General features: G+C 62.6%; 16 protein-coding genes. 5 read left to right on the top strand and 11 right to left on the bottom strand.

Going from position 1 to position 16364, the window contains the following annotated elements:
* The first annotated feature begins 46 nt into the window (after window positions 1-46).
* The 3 genes from ACIQC5_RS08805 to ACIQC5_RS08795 all read left to right on the top strand — a co-directional run bounded on the left by ACIQC5_RS08805 (window position 47) and on the right by ACIQC5_RS08795 (window position 1747).
* Complete coding sequence (locus ACIQC5_RS08805) at window positions 47-574, top strand: hypothetical protein (RefSeq protein WP_400280567.1); 528 nt, start codon at window positions 47-49, stop codon at window positions 572-574.
* 16 nt (window positions 575-590) lie between these two features.
* Window positions 591-845, top strand: coding sequence for a hypothetical protein (locus ACIQC5_RS08800; protein WP_400280565.1), 255 nt, complete (start codon window positions 591-593; stop codon window positions 843-845).
* Between the two features lie 479 nt (window positions 846-1324).
* Window positions 1325-1747 (top strand): transposase, encoded by a 423-nt coding sequence (locus tag ACIQC5_RS08795; protein WP_400280902.1) that lies wholly within the window; start codon window positions 1325-1327, stop codon window positions 1745-1747.
* 92 nt (window positions 1748-1839) lie between these two features.
* On the opposite strand, the gene ACIQC5_RS08790 is transcribed toward ACIQC5_RS08795, so the two are convergent.
* Window positions 1840-2412, bottom strand: coding sequence for a GNAT family N-acetyltransferase (locus tag ACIQC5_RS08790; RefSeq protein ID WP_400280563.1), 573 nt, complete (start codon window positions 2410-2412; stop codon window positions 1840-1842).
* Window positions 2413-2458: 46 nt separating this feature from the next.
* Window positions 2459-4318 carry a cytochrome c biogenesis protein DipZ gene (locus ACIQC5_RS08785; RefSeq protein ID WP_400280561.1) on the bottom strand — a complete coding sequence of 620 codons (1860 nt, stop codon included), beginning with the start codon at window positions 4316-4318 and terminating at the stop codon, window positions 2459-2461.
* Window positions 4319-4562: 244 nt separating this feature from the next.
* Here ACIQC5_RS08785 and ACIQC5_RS08780 point away from each other — a divergent pair, with 244 nt between their 5' ends.
* On the top strand, window positions 4563-5240 hold the full coding sequence (locus ACIQC5_RS08780) for a fasciclin domain-containing protein (RefSeq protein WP_400280559.1): 678 nt from the start codon (window positions 4563-4565) through the stop codon (window positions 5238-5240).
* Window positions 5241-5324: 84 nt separating this feature from the next.
* On the opposite strand, the gene ACIQC5_RS08775 is transcribed toward ACIQC5_RS08780, so the two are convergent.
* Window positions 5325-5504, bottom strand: a complete 180-nt coding sequence (locus tag ACIQC5_RS08775) for a hypothetical protein (protein WP_400280557.1) — start codon at window positions 5502-5504, stop codon at window positions 5325-5327.
* A gap of 45 nt (window positions 5505-5549) precedes the next feature.
* A complete protein-coding gene (locus ACIQC5_RS08770) occupies window positions 5550-7571 on the bottom strand; it encodes a BCCT family transporter (RefSeq protein ID WP_400280555.1) in 2022 nt (673 codons plus the stop codon).
* A 325-nt stretch (window positions 7572-7896) separates the two neighbouring features.
* Between ACIQC5_RS08770 and ACIQC5_RS08765 the strand changes: the two genes are divergently transcribed.
* A complete protein-coding gene (locus tag ACIQC5_RS08765; protein WP_400280553.1) occupies window positions 7897-8175 on the top strand; it encodes a hypothetical protein in 279 nt (92 codons plus the stop codon).
* On the opposite strand, the gene ACIQC5_RS08760 is transcribed toward ACIQC5_RS08765, so the two are convergent.
* The 7 genes from ACIQC5_RS08760 to ACIQC5_RS08730 all read right to left on the bottom strand — a co-directional run bounded on the left by ACIQC5_RS08760 (window position 8160) and on the right by ACIQC5_RS08730 (window position 16269).
* Window positions 8160-8966: an IclR family transcriptional regulator gene (locus ACIQC5_RS08760; protein ID WP_400280551.1), complete on the bottom strand. Its 807-nt coding sequence runs from the start codon at window positions 8964-8966 to the stop codon at window positions 8160-8162. The two genes, ACIQC5_RS08765 and ACIQC5_RS08760, sit on opposite strands and share 16 nt — an antisense overlap.
* A 78-nt stretch (window positions 8967-9044) precedes the next feature.
* Entirely contained in the window at window positions 9045-10325 is a 1281-nt protein-coding gene (locus ACIQC5_RS08755) for a molybdopterin molybdotransferase MoeA (protein WP_400280549.1), read from the bottom strand.
* A 105-nt stretch (window positions 10326-10430) separates the two neighbouring features.
* Window positions 10431-11648: a formaldehyde dehydrogenase, glutathione-independent gene (fdhA, locus tag ACIQC5_RS08750; protein ID WP_400280547.1), complete on the bottom strand. Its 1218-nt coding sequence runs from the start codon at window positions 11646-11648 to the stop codon at window positions 10431-10433.
* Between the two features lie 171 nt (window positions 11649-11819).
* On the bottom strand, window positions 11820-12242 hold the full coding sequence (locus ACIQC5_RS08745; RefSeq protein WP_400280545.1) for a heme-binding protein: 423 nt from the start codon (window positions 12240-12242) through the stop codon (window positions 11820-11822).
* A 172-nt stretch (window positions 12243-12414) separates the two neighbouring features.
* Window positions 12415-14733 carry an FdhF/YdeP family oxidoreductase gene (locus ACIQC5_RS08740; RefSeq protein ID WP_400280543.1) on the bottom strand — a complete coding sequence of 773 codons (2319 nt, stop codon included), beginning with the start codon at window positions 14731-14733 and terminating at the stop codon, window positions 12415-12417.
* A gap of 10 nt (window positions 14734-14743) precedes the next feature.
* A complete protein-coding gene (locus tag ACIQC5_RS08735) occupies window positions 14744-15646 on the bottom strand; it encodes a bifunctional 5,10-methylenetetrahydrofolate dehydrogenase/5,10-methenyltetrahydrofolate cyclohydrolase (protein ID WP_400280541.1) in 903 nt (300 codons plus the stop codon).
* On the bottom strand, window positions 15643-16269 hold the full coding sequence (locus ACIQC5_RS08730) for a cyclodeaminase/cyclohydrolase family protein (protein WP_400280539.1): 627 nt from the start codon (window positions 16267-16269) through the stop codon (window positions 15643-15645). The genes ACIQC5_RS08735 and ACIQC5_RS08730 overlap by 4 nt, the downstream gene beginning before the upstream one ends.
* Window positions 16270-16364: the final 95 nt, after the last annotated feature.

Here is a 16364-nt window from a genome sequence, read left to right as displayed (position 1 = left end):
CCTCGGTAGCTTGATCAGAAGACTGTCCCCCACTTTTGCGGGGCGTGTGAACAGTCAATGGACGACGAACAACACCCGCGGCACCATCGCGGACCTGGGTAAAACCACCTACACCTACAGCGCCTCGGGCAAGCTCACCGCACGGGAACTGGCTTTCAACAGCCGCCCGGGTGTGGCCTCGGACTATCAGCGCTACGACTACGACTACGCCTCATGCCTGGAGGCCGTGTGGACGCCGGCGTCCAAGGCCTGCACCACCGCCCCGACATCGGCCTCGACCAGTGTTGCCGGGCTGGGAGGGCCGGCAGCGTACGCGCGAACCTACGCGTACACCGCAGCCGGTGACCGTTCACAAGTCAAACGCTTTGACGCCACCGGGGCGTTGGCTGTCACCGAACAGTACAACTACGCAGCAAGCGGTACCGCAGGACAGCACCAGGTCGACTCGATCGTCTCCACCGTCAACGGCACACCGACGACCTGGCCATACCATTTCGTATGGCCACGTCGGGCGAAATCGCCACAGAAACGGCTCGTAAATTCAGCACAAAGAACGATGGAGTGTCCATCGTGATTCGAGGAGGCAATCAATGACATCGGATCCGGAAACCTTCCCCGGAATGAATCGGCTTGAGTTGGCTGACCTGATTGACCAGCTCAGAGACAACCTGAAAGAAGATCCGGAATCCTGGGAGAATCCCGATCTGGATAGGTTCCTGGAGTCTTTGGCTGCGTGGACCCGAGATATGGATGGTGTCTTCTTGAATCGTGGTGAACCCCTCCCCGAGGTACCTTCCTGGGAACTTATCGCAGATATGCTGCTTGCAGCAAAAATTTATGAATAGACTTCGAGTGGAGACCTCGGCGCCCTGTGGGTCATCGAGAGCATCGGCAGCTACGGGGCTCAGCTCGCCCGCTAGACCGGGCTTGCCGGCTACTGGGTGGTCGAGGCAGACCGGATGGGCACGGCAGGGCGCCGCGGCATCGGCAAGTCCGACCCGATCGATGCCGGGCGAATCGCCGCAGCCGTGCTCCCGCTCAAGGATGAGCAGCTGCGCACCCCGCGGATGGATGAAGGGACCCGGGCGGCACCCAGATCCTCCTCACCGCCTGGGATGAGCTCACGCGGGAACGGACCAGGGCCGTGAACGCCATGACCGCCCTCGTGCGCATCGCCGACCTCGGCATCGACGCACGGTATCCCCTCGGCGCCGGGAAGATCGGGGAGATCTCCCGCTGGCGCGCGCGAGGAGGACCTCGCCGCCGCGACCAGCCGCACCGAGGCCGTGCGGCTGGCTAAGAGGATCCTCGCCCTGACGCCGAGATCACGGACAACACGAACCGGACGGGCGACCTCGTCGAGGCCAGCCCCGCTTCGGCCCTGATCGAGGAGACCGGGATCGGGCCGGTCACCGCAGCCACCGTCCTGGTCGCCTGGTCCCATCCCGGACGGGTCAGGGACGAGGCTGCGTTCGCCGCTCTCGCCGGAGTTGACCCCATCCCGGCCTCCTCTGGCAACACCACCCGGTACCGGCTCAACCGCGGCGGTGACAGGCGCCTCAACCGCGCACTGAACATCATCGCCATGGTCAGGATGGTCCACCACCCCCAAACCCGCGCTTACGCCGACAGGCGCCGCGTCGAAGGCAAGACCGATCGCGATATCCGCCGCTGCCTCAAGCGCTACCTCGCCCGACACCTCTTCCGCCACCTCAACGCCGCCGCCGGCAGCAAAATTGGGGGTTGACGAGATATAGAAGCTTCATAGACGCGCCTGAGTCGCATTTGTGCGCGTTTAGACCGCTCTAAACGCGCACAAATGCGACTCAGTTGGGTGGGTTAGCGCAGGTCCAGGCGCATGAGTACCCGAGGGAAGCCGTTGAGCACCGAGGTTGTTTCGGCGACCTTCGTGAATCCGGCCTTCTCAAAGAGCTTGCGGGTGCCGACGTAGGCCATGGTGAGATCGACTTTGCTGCCCTTGTTGTCCACGGGGTAGCCCTCAATGGCTGGCGCATGGTACTTGCGCGCCATCTCCACTGCTCCCTCCAACAGATGATGGGAGATGCCATTGCCGCGATGCCCGGGCCGTACCCGAATGCACCAAACCGACCACACCTCCGAGTCGTCCACATGTGGGATCCTGCGGTTCGTTGCAAAACTGGTGTCCGCGCGGGGGTGGACTGCCGCCCACCCCACTACCTCGCCGCCGTCGTACGCCAAAACGCCGGGCGGCGGATCCTCAGCTACCAGTTTCTTGACGAACTTTCCCCGCTCTTCCCGCTGGAGCGCAAGATTTTGTTTCGAAGGAATCCGGTAGCTCAGGCACCAGCACACGTTGGCGTCGGGGCGCTTGGGACCAACCATGGTCTTCACGTCATCAAACACTGTTGCGGGGCGAACTTCGATTGCCATGCGGCCCATCCTGTCACCGGCCCGGACCCTCCGCTAGGCCAGAGCACTATCCGAACGTGAACGAGTACGCCTGGATGCCTTGCGGAATCTTGACCTCAAGCTTGCCCTCGCGGATCTCGGTATCGTCCACGATTTGGTAGAGCGTTGGCGTCCCTGAGACCTTCACCTGGGTGGTCTTGCCGTCCCGGACCACATCGATCATTCCCTCGCCACTGACCACGATGTACACCTGCTCGGCGTGGTAGTTCAGCGAGATGGATGAGCCAGCCCGGGTAGGTGTGATCGACTGCGTCCCCACGTCCCATCCACCGGCAAGCGCGTAGCTGTCTGCGGGCTGCGCGGACGGAACGGTATACGTTCCAGCTCCGGCCTTGTACGGTTCCGTACCCGCGTAGTTCACCTTCTTGGTGTTGCCCAGGTACGTCTCCGGAGTGGTGGCACCGGCTACTGGGCCGTCGTCGGACGCTTCAAGAGGCGAGGGGAGCGTCACGGAAGGGTTGGCCTGCTGCAGCAGTTCCCGGATGAGTTTCTCCGTGGTCTGGTAACCGCCTTCACCGAACTTGATGTGCCGGACGGTGCCCTCGGAATCGATCAGGTAGTGCGCAGGCCAGTAGCGGTTGCGGTAATTGGTCCAGGTGGAGAGCGTGTTGTCGATGGCCACCGGGTAGGTGATGCCCAAGTTTTGCGCCCCGGACATGACGTTGCGGGTTTCCTTCTCGAACGCGTACTCGGGGGAGTGGATGCCGATGACTTCCAGGCCCGAATCCTTGTACTTGCTATACCAGTCGGTCAGGTGCGGCACGGAGCGCTGGCAGTTGATGCAGGAGTAAGCCCAGAAATCCACCAGGACAACTTTGCCCTTGAGGTCCTTCAGGTTCACGGCCTGGTTCCCGGGAGTGTTAAACCATTCCTGGATGCCTTTGATGTCCGGGGCGGTGCCGCAGGACTCCAGTTCAGTTGCGCCGTTGCTGCACTTGTCCAGGTCCCGGTTCTGATCGTTCACCAGTCCGCCCAGATCCAGTGCCTTCTTCACGGACTCGTTGTCCTGAACCTGTTCCTGCAGTGTGGAGGTGTAGTCCGGGACGAGCTTCTGGAGCAGCTGCGGGAGGTTGAAAACGAGCCCGATGGCGAGGGCGATCATCATGACACCGCCGGCGATGCGGATCTTGCGCTGGTTCTTGCGGAAGGCCTTGACGCGCTCTGCCACGCGCCTGCCTGCAAGGGCGAACACCAGCAACGGAAGCGCAGCGCCCACTGCGAAGGTCAGTGTGAGCACGATTGTCTCCGCTCCCACCTGGCCGGTGGCGCCCGCTACGGCAATGGCCGCGAGCACTGGTCCTGCACAGGGGACGTAGACGACGCCGAGCGCCAGGCCCAGCACCAGCCCGCCGTTCTCGGTGCCTACTTTGCGCTGCGGGATCCACGAGAACGGCTTCTCCAGGATGTGCTGGAAACGGTCGAAGATCAGCCCGAGGCCAATCAGAACCAGCACGACGAGCCCCATCCAGCGGAGCAGGTCCTGCGGCAGGTTCACCAAGGTCAGCAGGAACGAGCCAACCAACGTGAACACGCTGAAGCTGATCACCAGGCCGAGGATCACCAAGTACGGACGCCACCCGGCCTGCCGCTTCCGCCTGGCTTCGGCCTTGACCTCGACGTCGGACGGCCGGGTATCAGTTGCAACCGAACCGGATTCTCCGGGGCCGCTCACGACGGCGCTCGCCGGGACGTTGCTGTCCGTGCGCCGACCGCTTGAGGTGCTGCCGCCGTCGGACGTTTTGCCAGTTCTTTGACGTGCGCCTTGGACGCCGCCCGATAAGAAGATGACAGGCAGCACAGGCAGGATGCACGGCGAGATACCTGTGATCAAACCGCCTAAGAGGCCGATGAGTGCTAATTGCAGCATTGCGTCTCCCAACGTTGCCGGGCCGGCTGTGAGTTATGCAGGCTCCGGATATCTGTAGGCAGTTCGGAGCCGAAGCCGCGATGGCTTGGTTGAAAAACTTTTTCAATCCGCACCCATCCACCCCGCCCCACCCTCCGAATAGCTGGTGAGGCACAAACAGTCGGCCAAGCAAACGCGGAGTCGAGCAGCACGTGCCCACCCCCGATGGACCCAACGCCCTGGTTCCAAAAACAAGGAGAATGACATGTTGTCCACCAAGCGCCCCGCCCTCGCCTTCGTTGGCCTCACTGCAGCTGCCCTTCTCGGACTCACAGCCTGTGGTGGCTCAAGTACACCTTCATCGTCGTCAGCCGCTCCCTCTTCCGCGGCACCGTCGTCCGCGGCACCGTCGCCGTCCGCATCCGCCATGACCAGTGCCGCCATGGACCCGGCCCGTGACCTGGTAGGCCCTGGTTGCGCCGGTTACGCCGCGCAGGTCCCGGACGGTGCCGGCTCGGTAGTTGGCATGGCCCAGGATCCGGTGGCCGTAGCTGCTTCCAACAACCCGCTGCTCAAGACGCTGACCGCCGCAGTTTCCGGCCAGCTCAACCCGAAGGTGGACCTGGTCTCCACCTTGAACGGCAGTGAATTCACGGTCTTCGCACCGGTTGATGACGCTTTCGCCAAGATTGACGCCGCAACCATTGAAACGCTCAAGACGGACGATGCCCTGCTGAGCAAGATCCTCACGTACCACGTAGTCCCCGGCCAGCTGACCCCGGACCAGATCGTCGGCACCCACAAAACTGTGCAGGGTGGCGAAGTGACGGTAGCCGGCACCAAGGATGCCCTCACGGTTGACGGCGCCAACGTCATCTGCGGCGGCGTGCACACGGCCAACGCCACGGTTTACCTGATCGATTCGGTGCTGATGCCTAAGTAGGCCTTAATCCCACACCAAGCACAAACAAAAGCAGGCGCCGGAATCCGGCGCCTGCTTTTGTCTGTAGTGGAAGGGCGTGGGCGGTCAGCGCTGGCCCAGATCGCTGTCGACGTATGAGCCGGGTCGGTTATGTTCCGAGCCACAGGGGCAACGGTCAACCTCAAGCCGGACCGTCATGGGTTTGGACGCGTCCAAGGTGAGGGTCACGTCCTCGCCGGATTGCTTGCTGAATCGGAGGGTGCCTTGGTCAGAGGTGTTGGGCATGGTGGACCTTACTGGTGTGTGGATGGGTGTCAGCCAAAGGCTGGATTACTTTTCGCGGGGCTCCGGTGTGGGGTTCCCAACCACCGGGATGCTGCCGGTGGGCGTACCGCCGGGACAGTCGGCGTCCGGGCATTTTTCAGCGCACTCGTGCTTGGTAACGAGGTCGAACTGCACGCCGCGGTGTTGCTCCACGCCCGTCCGAATGGCACGTTCCACCACCGAAGTAGCCAGGCGTTTATGCAGCGACAGGGGATCGCGTCGTAGGTCTTTTGCCAGAGCGAAACAGAGCAGCAACATGACGATCACGAACGGCAGCGCCGCAACAATGGTGACTCTTTGCAACCCGGCCAAAGCCTCCGATGGTTCGTCACCACCAGCCAGGAGCATGACGGCCGCTACGGCACCCGTGAGGCTTCCCCAGAAGATGACCACGCCACGCCGCGGGTGCTCAGCTCCATTGGAGCTGAGCGAACCCATAACAATGGAGGCTGCATCAGCGCCGGTGATGAAGAAGATAGCCACCAGGACCATGGCCAGCACGATGACGCCCACCGTGAGCCAGCCGGGCATGCCCAGATTCTTGACCAGATCAAAGAGCGCGCCATCGAAATTGACGGATGGCACCCCGTTGGTCATGGTCACGAGTCCCGGTGTGCCGGCTTTGTCGGCTTCTTGCTGGACGTGGAAGGCGGCTCCGCCGAAGATGCCGAACCAGATCACACTGACCACGCTGGGCACCAGCAGTACGCCGGTGACGAATTGGCGGATGGTGCGGCCACGGCTGATGCGTGCGATGAACATACCCACGAACGGCGTCCAGGAGATCCACCAAGCCCAGTAGAAGATGGTCCAACTGGTCATCCAGCTGCGCAATGCGTCGTCGCCCACGGCTTCGGTCCGGGACGACATTTCCGCCAGGTCGCGGGCATAGTCGCCGATTGCTGAGGGGATCAGGTTGAGGATGAAAAGGGTGGGGCCGGCAACAAAGACGATGACCGCCAAAACCACCGCCAAGACCATGTTGATGTTGGAAAGCCACTGGATGCCCCGGCTGATGCCGGAGACCGCTGATGCCACGAAGCAGAAGGTCAGGATGGCCACGATGACCACCAGCACTGGTGTGCCGATTTCGCCGACCCAGCCGTTGGACGTCATGCCACTGCCGATCTGCAGGGCGCCAAGGCCCAAGGAAGCAGCGGTCCCGAAGAGTGTGGCGAAGATGGCCAGGATGTTGATGAACTTCCCGATGGGCCCTTCAACCATTCTGATCCCGAACAGCGAAGTGAATGCCGCGGAGACCAGCTGCTTGCGGCCCAGGCGGTATGTGCCGTAGGCCATGGCGATGCCAACCACGGCGTACATTGCCCAGGGGTGGAGGGTCCAGTGGAAGATCGATGTGGCCATGGCCGTCTGGATGGCAGCAGGGGTGCGGCCGTCCACGGTGCCTGGCGGCGGCGAGATGTAGTGGTACAGCGGTTCGGCCACGCCGTAGAACATGAGCCCGATGCCCATGCCGGCGGCGAACATCATGGCCACCCAGGAGATGGTGCGGAATTCAGGCTTCTCGCCGTCTTTGCCCAGCGGTATGTTCCCGAATTTGCCGAGAGCCAGCCACAGGACGAAGACGACGAACAATGAGGCGAGGACCATGAATAGCCAGCCGGTGTACTCCATGACCCAGTTCAGGGCGCCTTTGGAGGTTTCGGAGAGGCTGTCCCGTCCGACGAAGCCCCAGACCACGAAGGCGACGGCGATGGCGCCCGTGATCCCGAAGGTGACTTTGTCGAGGGTAAGTTTGCGGTTCCGGCGGGCCGAAACGGCCTGCTCGGTCTTGGCGTGGCGCAGCTCTTCCAGGATCTGTTCGTATTCTCCAGAATCGGGAAGGGGCTCGGCGCCTCCGTCCTCAGCGTCGAGGACTGCCGGGTTGGTTTCATCGGGGGAGACGCTGATGGTTTCGTCAACGTTCTCCGTGTGGACGGGTTGGGCAGCTGCTGGAGTATCCGCCAGACGGTCGTCGGCGGGTACCTCCCCGGGTGTTAAGGGTTTTAGTTCACTGTTTATAGCCATGAGCGGGTCCTTTGCTCGGCGAGTCATGGGCTGGCGTTTATGCATGGCCCTGGGGTGTGAGACCGGCGGGAAGGTTGGGGGCTTCTTCCGATTCGATGACCATGATGATGCGGTGCACCTCTTTGGGGGTGGGACGGGCTGGTTGTGCTGGGCTCAGTGAGCCTGAAGGGCGTTCCGCATGAATCAACAACATTCGCGCTAAGCAACAGAGTGCTCCCCGTCACACGCAAAGTCAAGGACTTTCGGATGTTTGCAGACACCTTGACATTGCGAGTGGGCCGGGTTCCACGTGTTGCGCATAATGCCTACTGTTGCGTAGGAAGCGTTGTCGGATGAGTCCCCAGCGGCGGTGCCAGCGGTCATGGGAGCTTCGCTGGGAGGTCTGTGGGCCGACGACGACATTCTCGAATCAGAAGGTCACGGACTCGACGTCGAATGGATTCCGGGCGCAGGAGCAGCAACTTTTGACGCAAGGACCAGGACCATCCACCCGGCGCGCGGCCGGAATGTTACGTCGGACGGCGCCATTATTGCAACAGTGCCCGTTGCCGCTCGCTCATTCGAGGAGCGGGCACTCGAGGAGCGGGCCTACCGGTGTCTGTAGCCCATTCGGGCGCTGATGGTCAGCCCGGCCTCGCGGAGGCCGTCGATGAGCCCTGGCTGGTCCTCGGGGGAAAAGCGGAACGCCGGGCCGGAGATACTCACGGCGGCAATGACGCTTCCTTCATGGTTGAAGACGGGTACGGCGACGGCGGTGAGGCCGATTTCGAACTCTTCGTGGACTGTGGCGTATCCGTTGCGGGCGACGTCCAGCAACTGCTTTTCCAGCTCCCCGCGGTTTGTCACGGTGCGTGGCGTTCGCGCGGGCAGGCCCACTGCCTTGAAGACCTGGCTTCTTTCGTCGGCCGTCAGCGCGGCCAGGAGAACCTTTCCGCTGGACGTGGCATGCAGGGGCGTCAGGCTGCCCACCCAGTCGTAGGTGGCCAGCGTTGAGGGTCCCATCGCCTGGTCCACGTTGACGGCATAGTTTGACCTCAGCACGGCCAGGTTGACGGTTTCCTTGTATTCGGTCGCCAGCGCCTCCAGGACTTGCCGCGCCTCATGCACCACACTCAGCCTGCCGGGGATGGAAGACGCCAGGCGGAGGATCCCAAAGCCCAATTGATACTTGCCCCGCTCACTGTTTTGCCGGACGAGTTCACGGTTAACCAGGGACCCAACCAGCCGGGACACAGTGGATTTGTGGATGCCCATCTCCTCAGCGATCTCGCTCACCCCGGCATCGCCTTCCCGGGCGAGGATTTCGAGGATTTGGAGCGCGCGGTCGACTGACTGGACGCCTCCGCCCTGGGCGTCTGCGTCCTTGTCGAAGTCCGGGTTGTTGCGTGCGGCCATGGTGCCTCGTGTCATTGTCCAGGCAGGCCGCCCTGGGCTGGTAGCACTGTCCGGCCTGCACCCTCGTCTTTCCTCATCCTAGACGGAGTTTTGCACGGACCCTTTCACACCCGGGGGACTCGCGGAACTGATGGACGCTGTCCACGGCAGCGGCAGGACGGGAACCGGCGCGCCGGCTGCCACTCCTTCAGGAGGAACGGCCATGTATCCGTCTGCCCAGGCAAGCCCACGCATCATCCCTGGACCCGTGTGGGACGAAGGGAACGCGAGGTCGTGGATAAAGGTGCAGGGTATGAGCCGTGTCCGTCCTGGGTCCGGATCGATGTCGGCCCCGGAGACTACGTGCGCGGTCGGTTGAAAACAACGGTTTCCCAGGGCGGCTAAAAGGGGTTCGCCAAGGGTCATGAGTGCCATCAATGCGGCCAGCGGATTTCCGGGCAGCCCAACGACGAATCGGCCATCAGGAAGTTCCGCCAACACTGCCGGATGCCCTGGTCGCATGGCAATCCCGTCCAGGAGGAGCCGCCCACCGAGTGCCGCAACGGCATCACGGAAGTGGTCGGTCCCGGATTTCCCGGTTCCGCCGGTGGTAATGGTCACGTCGGGCCTCTGGGCCTCATGGGCGCCGGCCAGTGCTGCCAGCCACTCTTCGTACGAATCGCCAATCCTGAGCTGGCCACCCGGGTCCCCGCCCAATTGCGAGATGACGGCAGCCAGCTGTGGGCCGAACGCGTCGCGGACCTGTCCTGGTGCAGGCTCACCTGAGGTCACCACCTCCGAGCCGGTCAGTACGACGGCGACCCTCGGCTTGCGTTGTACCTGAAGTTGGTCGTGGCCTGCCACGGCGGCGAGGGCAATGTGTGCCGGGTTGAGGAGCGTGCCGGCAGGTATGAGGACTTCACCCGTTGAGGCTTCTTCCCCTGCCGGGCGTATGTGTCTGCCCGCGAGTGCTTCGCTGGGCTTTGCCTCCGGCGTCAGCATGAGGCGTCGGGTACCTGATGCTGACTCGGTAATGTGGCCGCTTTCCTTGCGCAGAACTGCTGTGGCGCCGGTGGGGACGAGTCCGCCGGTAGCGATAACGCTGGCTTCACCGCCGGCGAGCGGGCGCCCTGACGTGGTGAGGGTCCACGGGCCGCTGCCGTTGATGGCCCAGCCGTCCATGGCTGAGGACGCATAGTGCGGTAGGTCCTGGTGCGCGGTGACCGGGCCTGCCAGCGTGCATCCGATCGCTTCAGTGAGAGTGACATGCACAGGCGGGAGCGGGGCAGCACAGCGGTAGGCAAGCTGCCGTGCTTCGGCCCAGGTGGGTGCATGCTTCCGGAAGAGGGGTGCGCTGGCGGCGATTTCTTGGGCAAGCATGGATGTCCGCTTCCTGAGGTGGTGCTGCTGGTGTGGCGCAGGTACCGGGGACTGCACGGCCTTCCCGTAATTGCCGCGCAGTCCCCGGTATCTGCTTGGTGCGTACTAAGCCTTCACGTAGCCGTTGGGGTTCAGTACGAACTTTGTTGCCGCCCCGGCGTCGAATTCGGCGTAGCCGCGCGGAGCGTCTTCGAGCGGTATGGCCTTGGCATTGACTGCCTTGGCGATCTGGACCTTGTCATGAAGGATGGCCATCATCAGTTGACGGTTGTACTTCATGACGGGGCACTGGCCGGTGGTGAAGGACAGGGACTTGGCCCAGCCGGTGCCCAAGGACAGGGAGAGGGAACCGTGCTTGGCGGCCTCATCGATTCCGCCCGGATCGCCGGTGACGTAGAGTCCCGGGATGCCCAAGGAACCGCCGGCGGCCGTAATGTCCATGAGGGAGTTCAACACGGTGGCCGGCGCCTCGTGCGAAGCGTCCTTTCCGTGTCCGCGTGCCTCGAAGCCCACAGCGTCGATGCCCGAATCAACTTCCGGAACGCCGAGGATTTGTTCAATCTGGTCCTTCGGGTCTCCCTTGGAGACGTTGACGGTTTCGCAACCGAACGAGCGCGCCTGCGCCAGTCGGTCTTCGTTCATGTCGCCCACAATCACGACGGCGGCGCCAAGCAACTGGGCGCCGACGGCGGCAGCAATACCTACAGGACCAGCGCCGGCTACGTAGACCGTGGAACCGACCCCGACGCCGGCGGTAACAGCACCGTGGAATCCGGTGGGGAAAATGTCCGAGAGCATGGTCAGGTCCAAGATCTTTTCCAGGGCCTGATCGCGGTCCGGGAAGCGCAGCAGGTTCCAGTCAGCGTAGGGGACCAGGACGTACTCAGCCTGTCCACCTACCCAGCCACCCATGTCCACGTAGCCGTAAGCGCTGCCGGGACGGTCGGGGTTGACGTTGAGGCAAATGCCGGTCTTCTGGTCCTTGCAGTTCCGGCAGCGGCCACAGGAGATGTTGAACGGCACCGAGACGATGTCGCCTACCTTGATGAACTCGACGTCGGGTCCCACCTCCACCACTTCGCCGGTGATTTCGTGGCCGAGGACCAGGTCCTGTGGTGCTGTGGTGCGGCCCCGGACCATGTGCTGGTCTGAACCGCAAATGTTGGTGGTCACAGTACGGAGGATTGCTCCGTGCGGCACTTTTCGACCCACGTTGGCCGGGTTGACGCCCGGACCGTCCTTGAGTTCGAACGTCGGGTAGTCAGTGTTGATGATTTCGACGACACCGGGTTCCTTGTAGGCGACTGCTCTGTTTCCGGACATGGACACTCCTTGGTACGTATGGCTGGTGCGGAAAATGAACACTGTCCACTTGCCCGAGAGCGGTGCTTCGATGAGGAATACCTCCCCAGGTTTCAGGCCACCGAAGCACCAGTCACGGACAAGTGGACAGCTTTCTCTTGTGGTCGGGCTGCGCTGGGAGCCCCACCACCATCAGAGCCGGGCTGCGCCCTGAAGCTGTACTGCAGCGCCTGCGGACGCTACCGTATGGTCGTTTTCCACTGTGCTGCCGCTGACGCCGATTGCGCCGATCACGGTGCCGTCTTCGGCGCGCAGTGGAATGCCGCCTGGGAAGGTAATGAGTCCGCCGTTGGAGACCTCGATGTTGTAGAGCGGTCCACCCGGCTGCGAAAGACCGCCGATCGCGCCCGTGGGCATGTCGAAGAGCCGGGCGGTGCGGGCCTTCTTGACGGAAATGTCGATGCTTCCGAGCCACGCCCCGTCCATGCGGGTGAAGGCCTTGAGGTTGCCGCCGGCGTCCACCACAGCGATGTTCATTGCGGTGTCGGTTTCCCGGGCGGCATTGTGGGCTGCGGCAAGTACTGCATCTGCTTGGACTTGGGTGATATCAGACATTGTTTCTCCGTTGATTGATGTCTTCATGAACTGGTCGGTCTGGGCGGGGCCGTCGGGCAAGCTGCCCCGGCGAAGGGCCTGGGCACCTTCGGTCGCCCTGATATCTTTGCCGCAACAGGAAAGATATATCAGTTACATACTATGACGTGAGTCACGTGGTGTCCAGAGTTTTTCAGGCCCTCTCCAGCCGGATGATCACGGACTTTGAGGTAGGCGTTCCGCTGGTATCCGCCACGGAATCGAGAGGCACCAGGACGTTGGTTTCCGGGTAGTAGGCGGCCGCGCAACCCTTCGGCGTCGAATACGAGACGAGACGGAAGTTCTCGGCCCGTCTGTCCGTTCCTTGGAACTCGGAGATCAGATGGACCATGTCCCCGTCGGCGAAGCCCAGCTCGTTGATGTCTTCGGCGTTGATGAGCACTACGCGACGGCCACCGTGAATGCCACGGTAGCGATCGTCCTTGCCGTAGATGGTGGTGTTGTACTGGTCATGCGAACGCAGGGTCTGAAGGACCAGGCGGCCAGGTGGGATCTTGATGAACTCCAGCTCGTTGCCCGTGAAGTGTGCCTTCCCGGATGCGGTGTCGAACTTTCTGGCATCGCGCGGTGGATGTGGGAGCACAAAGCCGCCCGGATGTTGGATCCGCTCCTCAAAGTCCTCGAAGCCATCAAAGACTGCCCCGATGTGCTTCCGGATCAGCGAGTAATCATCCCGCAGGGAGAGCCAGGAAGCCTGGGGGGTGTTGGGCAGGCGATGGTGGCCATCGGTAAAGAGCCTGTGCGCAAGATTGCACACGATGGCTACTTCGGAGTGGAGGTGTTCACTTGCGGGTTTGAGGCGTCCCCGTGATGCGTGGACGGCGCTCATGGAATCTTCCACTGTGACCCTCTGGTCACCGGTCCGCTGGGTGTCCTTCTCGGTGCGTCCGAGGGTGGGCAAAATCAAGGCCCGGCGACCAGTGGAAAGGTGTGAGTGGTTCAGTTTGGTGGAGATCTGGACGGTCAAGCGCGTGTTGGCCAGCGCCTGCTCGGTGACCTCTGAATCGGGGGCAGCCCGCACGAAGTTGCCTCCCATCCCCATGAAGAAGCGGACTTTCCCGTCCCGCATGGCGCGGATGGCGGCCACGGTGTCATAGCCGTGCTCCCGGGGTGACCGGAACTCGAATTCCTGGTCCAAGCGGTCGTGGAACGTCTCCGGCATCTTTTCGAAGATGCCCATGGTCCGGTCGCCCTGGACGTTCGAGTGGCCGCGCACGGGGCAAACGCCAGCGCCGGGCTTGCCAATGTTGCCCTGAAGGAGCAGGACATTGACTACGTCGCGGAGGGTAGGCACGGAATGTTTGTGCTGGGTCAGCCCCATGGCCCAGCAAACAATCGTGGCGTTGGAAGCGAGGAGCCGTTCACCGGTCGAATGGATCTGCTCCAGGGTCAGCCCAGTCGCTTCCACAATGTCAGCCCACTCCACCTTTTCAAGGAAACGCAGGTAGTCGTCGATGCCGACCGTGTGGTCATTGATGAACGCGTGGTCCAGGACGGTCTGCAGGCCTGGGGTGTTCCGGCCCGCAGCTTCTGCTTCAAGCAGGTATTTGCCCAGGCCCTGGAAAAGGGCCTGATCGCCGCCGGCGCGGATCTGCAGGAAGTCGTCCGTCAGCTGGGTCCCTTGAATCATGCCGGCTACATGCTGCGGGTTTTCGAAGTGCAGGAGCCCGGCTTCAGGAAGGGGATTGACGGACACGATGATCGCGCCGTTCTTCTTCGCCTTTTCCAAAGCGCTGAGCATGCGCGGGTGGTTGGTACCGGGATTCTGTCCCGCTACGAAGATCAGCGATGCCGTCTCCAGATCTGTCAGGCTGACAGAACCCTTGCCGATGCCGATGGTTTCCACCAGCGCGGAGCCGGAGGATTCATGGCACATGTTGGAGCAGTCCGGGAGGTTGTTGGTACCAATTCCCCGCACCAAGAGCTGGTACACGAATGCGGCTTCATTGGAGGTCCGGCCAGAAGTGTAGAAGACCGATTCATCCGGGTGTTCCATGGCCCGCAGCTCTTCAGCCATGAGGTCATAGGCGTCGTCCCAGTCGATGGGTTTGTAGTGGGTGGCCCCAACATCGAGGAACATCGGGTGCGTGAGCCGGCCTTGCTGGCCCAGCCAGAAGTCATCGCGGGTCTTGAGTTGGGCAACGGAGTGCTGGGCAAAGAATTCCGGCGTGACGCGGCGACGGGTAGCTTCCTCGGCCACTGCTTTGGCGCCGTTCTCGCAGAACTCTGCAGCGTTGCGCTTTTCGTGCTCAGGCCAGGCGCAACCCATGCAGTCGAACCCGTCGAGCTGATTCACCGCCAGGAGGGTCTGAACGCTGCGCACCGGTCCCATCTGTTCCAGCGAGATCTTCAGCGCGTTGGCAACAGCCGGGATGCCCACGGCCTTGGTTTTGGGTTTGGTGACGGTCAGCTTTGACTCGTCGATGTTCTCGCGCGGGGCTTTGGTAGCCATGGGAAACCCTTCAGATCCGGGAAATGGAAGCAGTCAGCAGCGTGGTTGGGGACTGCTGCCGTGCAGCCTCCACGGTGTGCAGCAGCAACAGCGCCGTCGTCACTGACCCGACGCCGCCTGGAACAGGACTCAGGCCGGCCGCGACGCCCGTGACACTGGCTTCATCAACGTCTCCCACCAGGGAACCGTCGGGCAGGACGTTCGTGCCGACGTCGATCACTACCGTCTGGGGCGAGATGTGGCTGCCTTTGAGCAGTCCGGTCCGGCCGGCGGCAACAACCACGACGTCGGCTCGCTGGGTATAGCGCTCCAGCGGTCCTGACTTGGAATGGCAGATAGTGACGGTCGCGTCCTTTTCGAGGAGGAGCAGCGACAGCGGCTTACCCACCACGGCGGAACGCCCGACGACGGCCACGTTCTGTCCCGCGACCGGGATCTGGAAGTGATCCAGCAGTTCCACCACGGCCCGCGCAGTAGCGGGTGCGAAGGCGGGCTGTCCCACAGCCAGGCGGCCGAGGCTCAGCGGATTGGCGCCGTCGATGTCCTTTTCCGGAGCTATGAGGCCCACCAAATCGTCAGCCTTCACGCCCACGGGCAGGGGCGTCTGGAGGATGATTCCGTTGACGGACGGTTCGGTGCTCAAATCTGTCAGAACGCTTGCCAGTACTTGTTCAGTGGCATCGGGTCCAAGATCGACGATCCGGCAGCCCATACCCAAGCGTTCGGCCGCACGTTCAATGGAACGGACGTACCAGTGCGTTGACTCGTCGTCTGTGGCCACCACCACGGCCAGGACAGGATGACGTCCGCTGTTTTCCAGGGCGCGGGTTTCTTCCCGGGCCCGTTGCTGGATGAGACCAGCGAGCCCCTTGCCGGAGAGCAGTTTGGTGTTCCCGAGCACTTCGGTCTTCACGCGAGGATCCTTTCGCGGACGCGCTTCACCAGGAAATCAGCTGCGAGGACCACCTTGTCCTCGAGTCCGTCCGTCTGTTCGGCCAGGCGGGAGCGGGCGGCGTTGTCTTTGATGGCGACGACGTTGATGTCGATGTTGACGCGGGCTGTTGTGGCGGCAGCGCGGGCGGCATCTGCTGCCGCGGCGACGTCGCTGATGACATTGGGGTTGGCCACGTCAAAGAGTTCGGTGGCCAGGTCCACTACTTCCCCAGCAACCTTGATGAGCTGCGCCGGGGTGTGGGCGGCCTGAATCAGGGCGTCCTGGATTGCCGCTGTGCGCGCACTTTTGAGTTCGTCCGTGCCCGACGGGAACTTGTAGGAGTCGATGACTGCCTGGAAGGCATGTTCGTCGGCGTCGGCGAGGCGCATTGCTTCCACGATCAGGTGGTCGGCAGCGCTGGTGATCCGTGCGACGAGTGCAGCGTGCTGCTCAAACTTTGTGCCGGTGGTGTATCTGGCAACCATGGCAACCAAGGCGGCACCTTGGGCTGCGTGCAGCGCCGCCGCCGCACCGCCGCCTGGAGTGGGCTGACGTGAGGCAAGCCTGGAGAGGTAATCATTGATGGTTTCTGAGCTGATCATGTGCCGTCCTGGCTGAACTGAAGAAGAGGGCTGAACTGAAGAAGAGGGCTGAACTGCAGAACTGAGGAAAGCAGCGGCCCGGACCCTGTCGCTTG

Source organism: Paenarthrobacter sp. NPDC092416 (assembly GCF_044755025.1).
In the GTDB taxonomy this organism is placed as follows: Bacteria; Actinomycetota; Actinomycetes; order Actinomycetales; family Micrococcaceae; genus Arthrobacter.
Note: the sequence above shows the minus strand (reverse complement) of the source record. Positions and strands in the feature narration are given on the sequence as shown.

What these genes read in the sequence shown, in the direction of transcription:
- ACIQC5_RS08800 (WP_400280565.1), top strand. Translation starts at nt 591, where the DNA reads ATGACATCGGATCCGGAAACCTTCCCCGGAATGAATCGGCTTGAGTTG.
- ACIQC5_RS08770 (WP_400280555.1), bottom strand. Translation starts at nt 7,571, where the DNA reads ATGGCTATAAACAGTGAACTAAAACCCTTAACACCCGGGGAGGTACCC.
- ACIQC5_RS08775 (WP_400280557.1), bottom strand. Translation starts at nt 5,504, where the DNA reads ATGCCCAACACCTCTGACCAAGGCACCCTCCGATTCAGCAAGCAATCC.
- ACIQC5_RS08740 (WP_400280543.1), bottom strand. Translation starts at nt 14,733, where the DNA reads ATGGCTACCAAAGCCCCGCGCGAGAACATCGACGAGTCAAAGCTGACC.
- ACIQC5_RS08745 (WP_400280545.1), bottom strand. Translation starts at nt 12,242, where the DNA reads ATGTCTGATATCACCCAAGTCCAAGCAGATGCAGTACTTGCCGCAGCC.
- ACIQC5_RS08790 (WP_400280563.1), bottom strand. Translation starts at nt 2,412, where the DNA reads ATGGCAATCGAAGTTCGCCCCGCAACAGTGTTTGATGACGTGAAGACC.
- ACIQC5_RS08785 (WP_400280561.1), bottom strand. Translation starts at nt 4,318, where the DNA reads ATGCTGCAATTAGCACTCATCGGCCTCTTAGGCGGTTTGATCACAGGT.
- ACIQC5_RS08730 (WP_400280539.1), bottom strand. Translation starts at nt 16,269, where the DNA reads ATGATCAGCTCAGAAACCATCAATGATTACCTCTCCAGGCTTGCCTCA.
- fdhA (WP_400280547.1), bottom strand. Translation starts at nt 11,648, where the DNA reads ATGTCCGGAAACAGAGCAGTCGCCTACAAGGAACCCGGTGTCGTCGAA.
- ACIQC5_RS08755 (WP_400280549.1), bottom strand. Translation starts at nt 10,325, where the DNA reads ATGCTTGCCCAAGAAATCGCCGCCAGCGCACCCCTCTTCCGGAAGCAT.
- ACIQC5_RS08760 (WP_400280551.1), bottom strand. Translation starts at nt 8,966, where the DNA reads ATGGCCGCACGCAACAACCCGGACTTCGACAAGGACGCAGACGCCCAG.
- ACIQC5_RS08780 (WP_400280559.1), top strand. Translation starts at nt 4,563, where the DNA reads ATGTTGTCCACCAAGCGCCCCGCCCTCGCCTTCGTTGGCCTCACTGCA.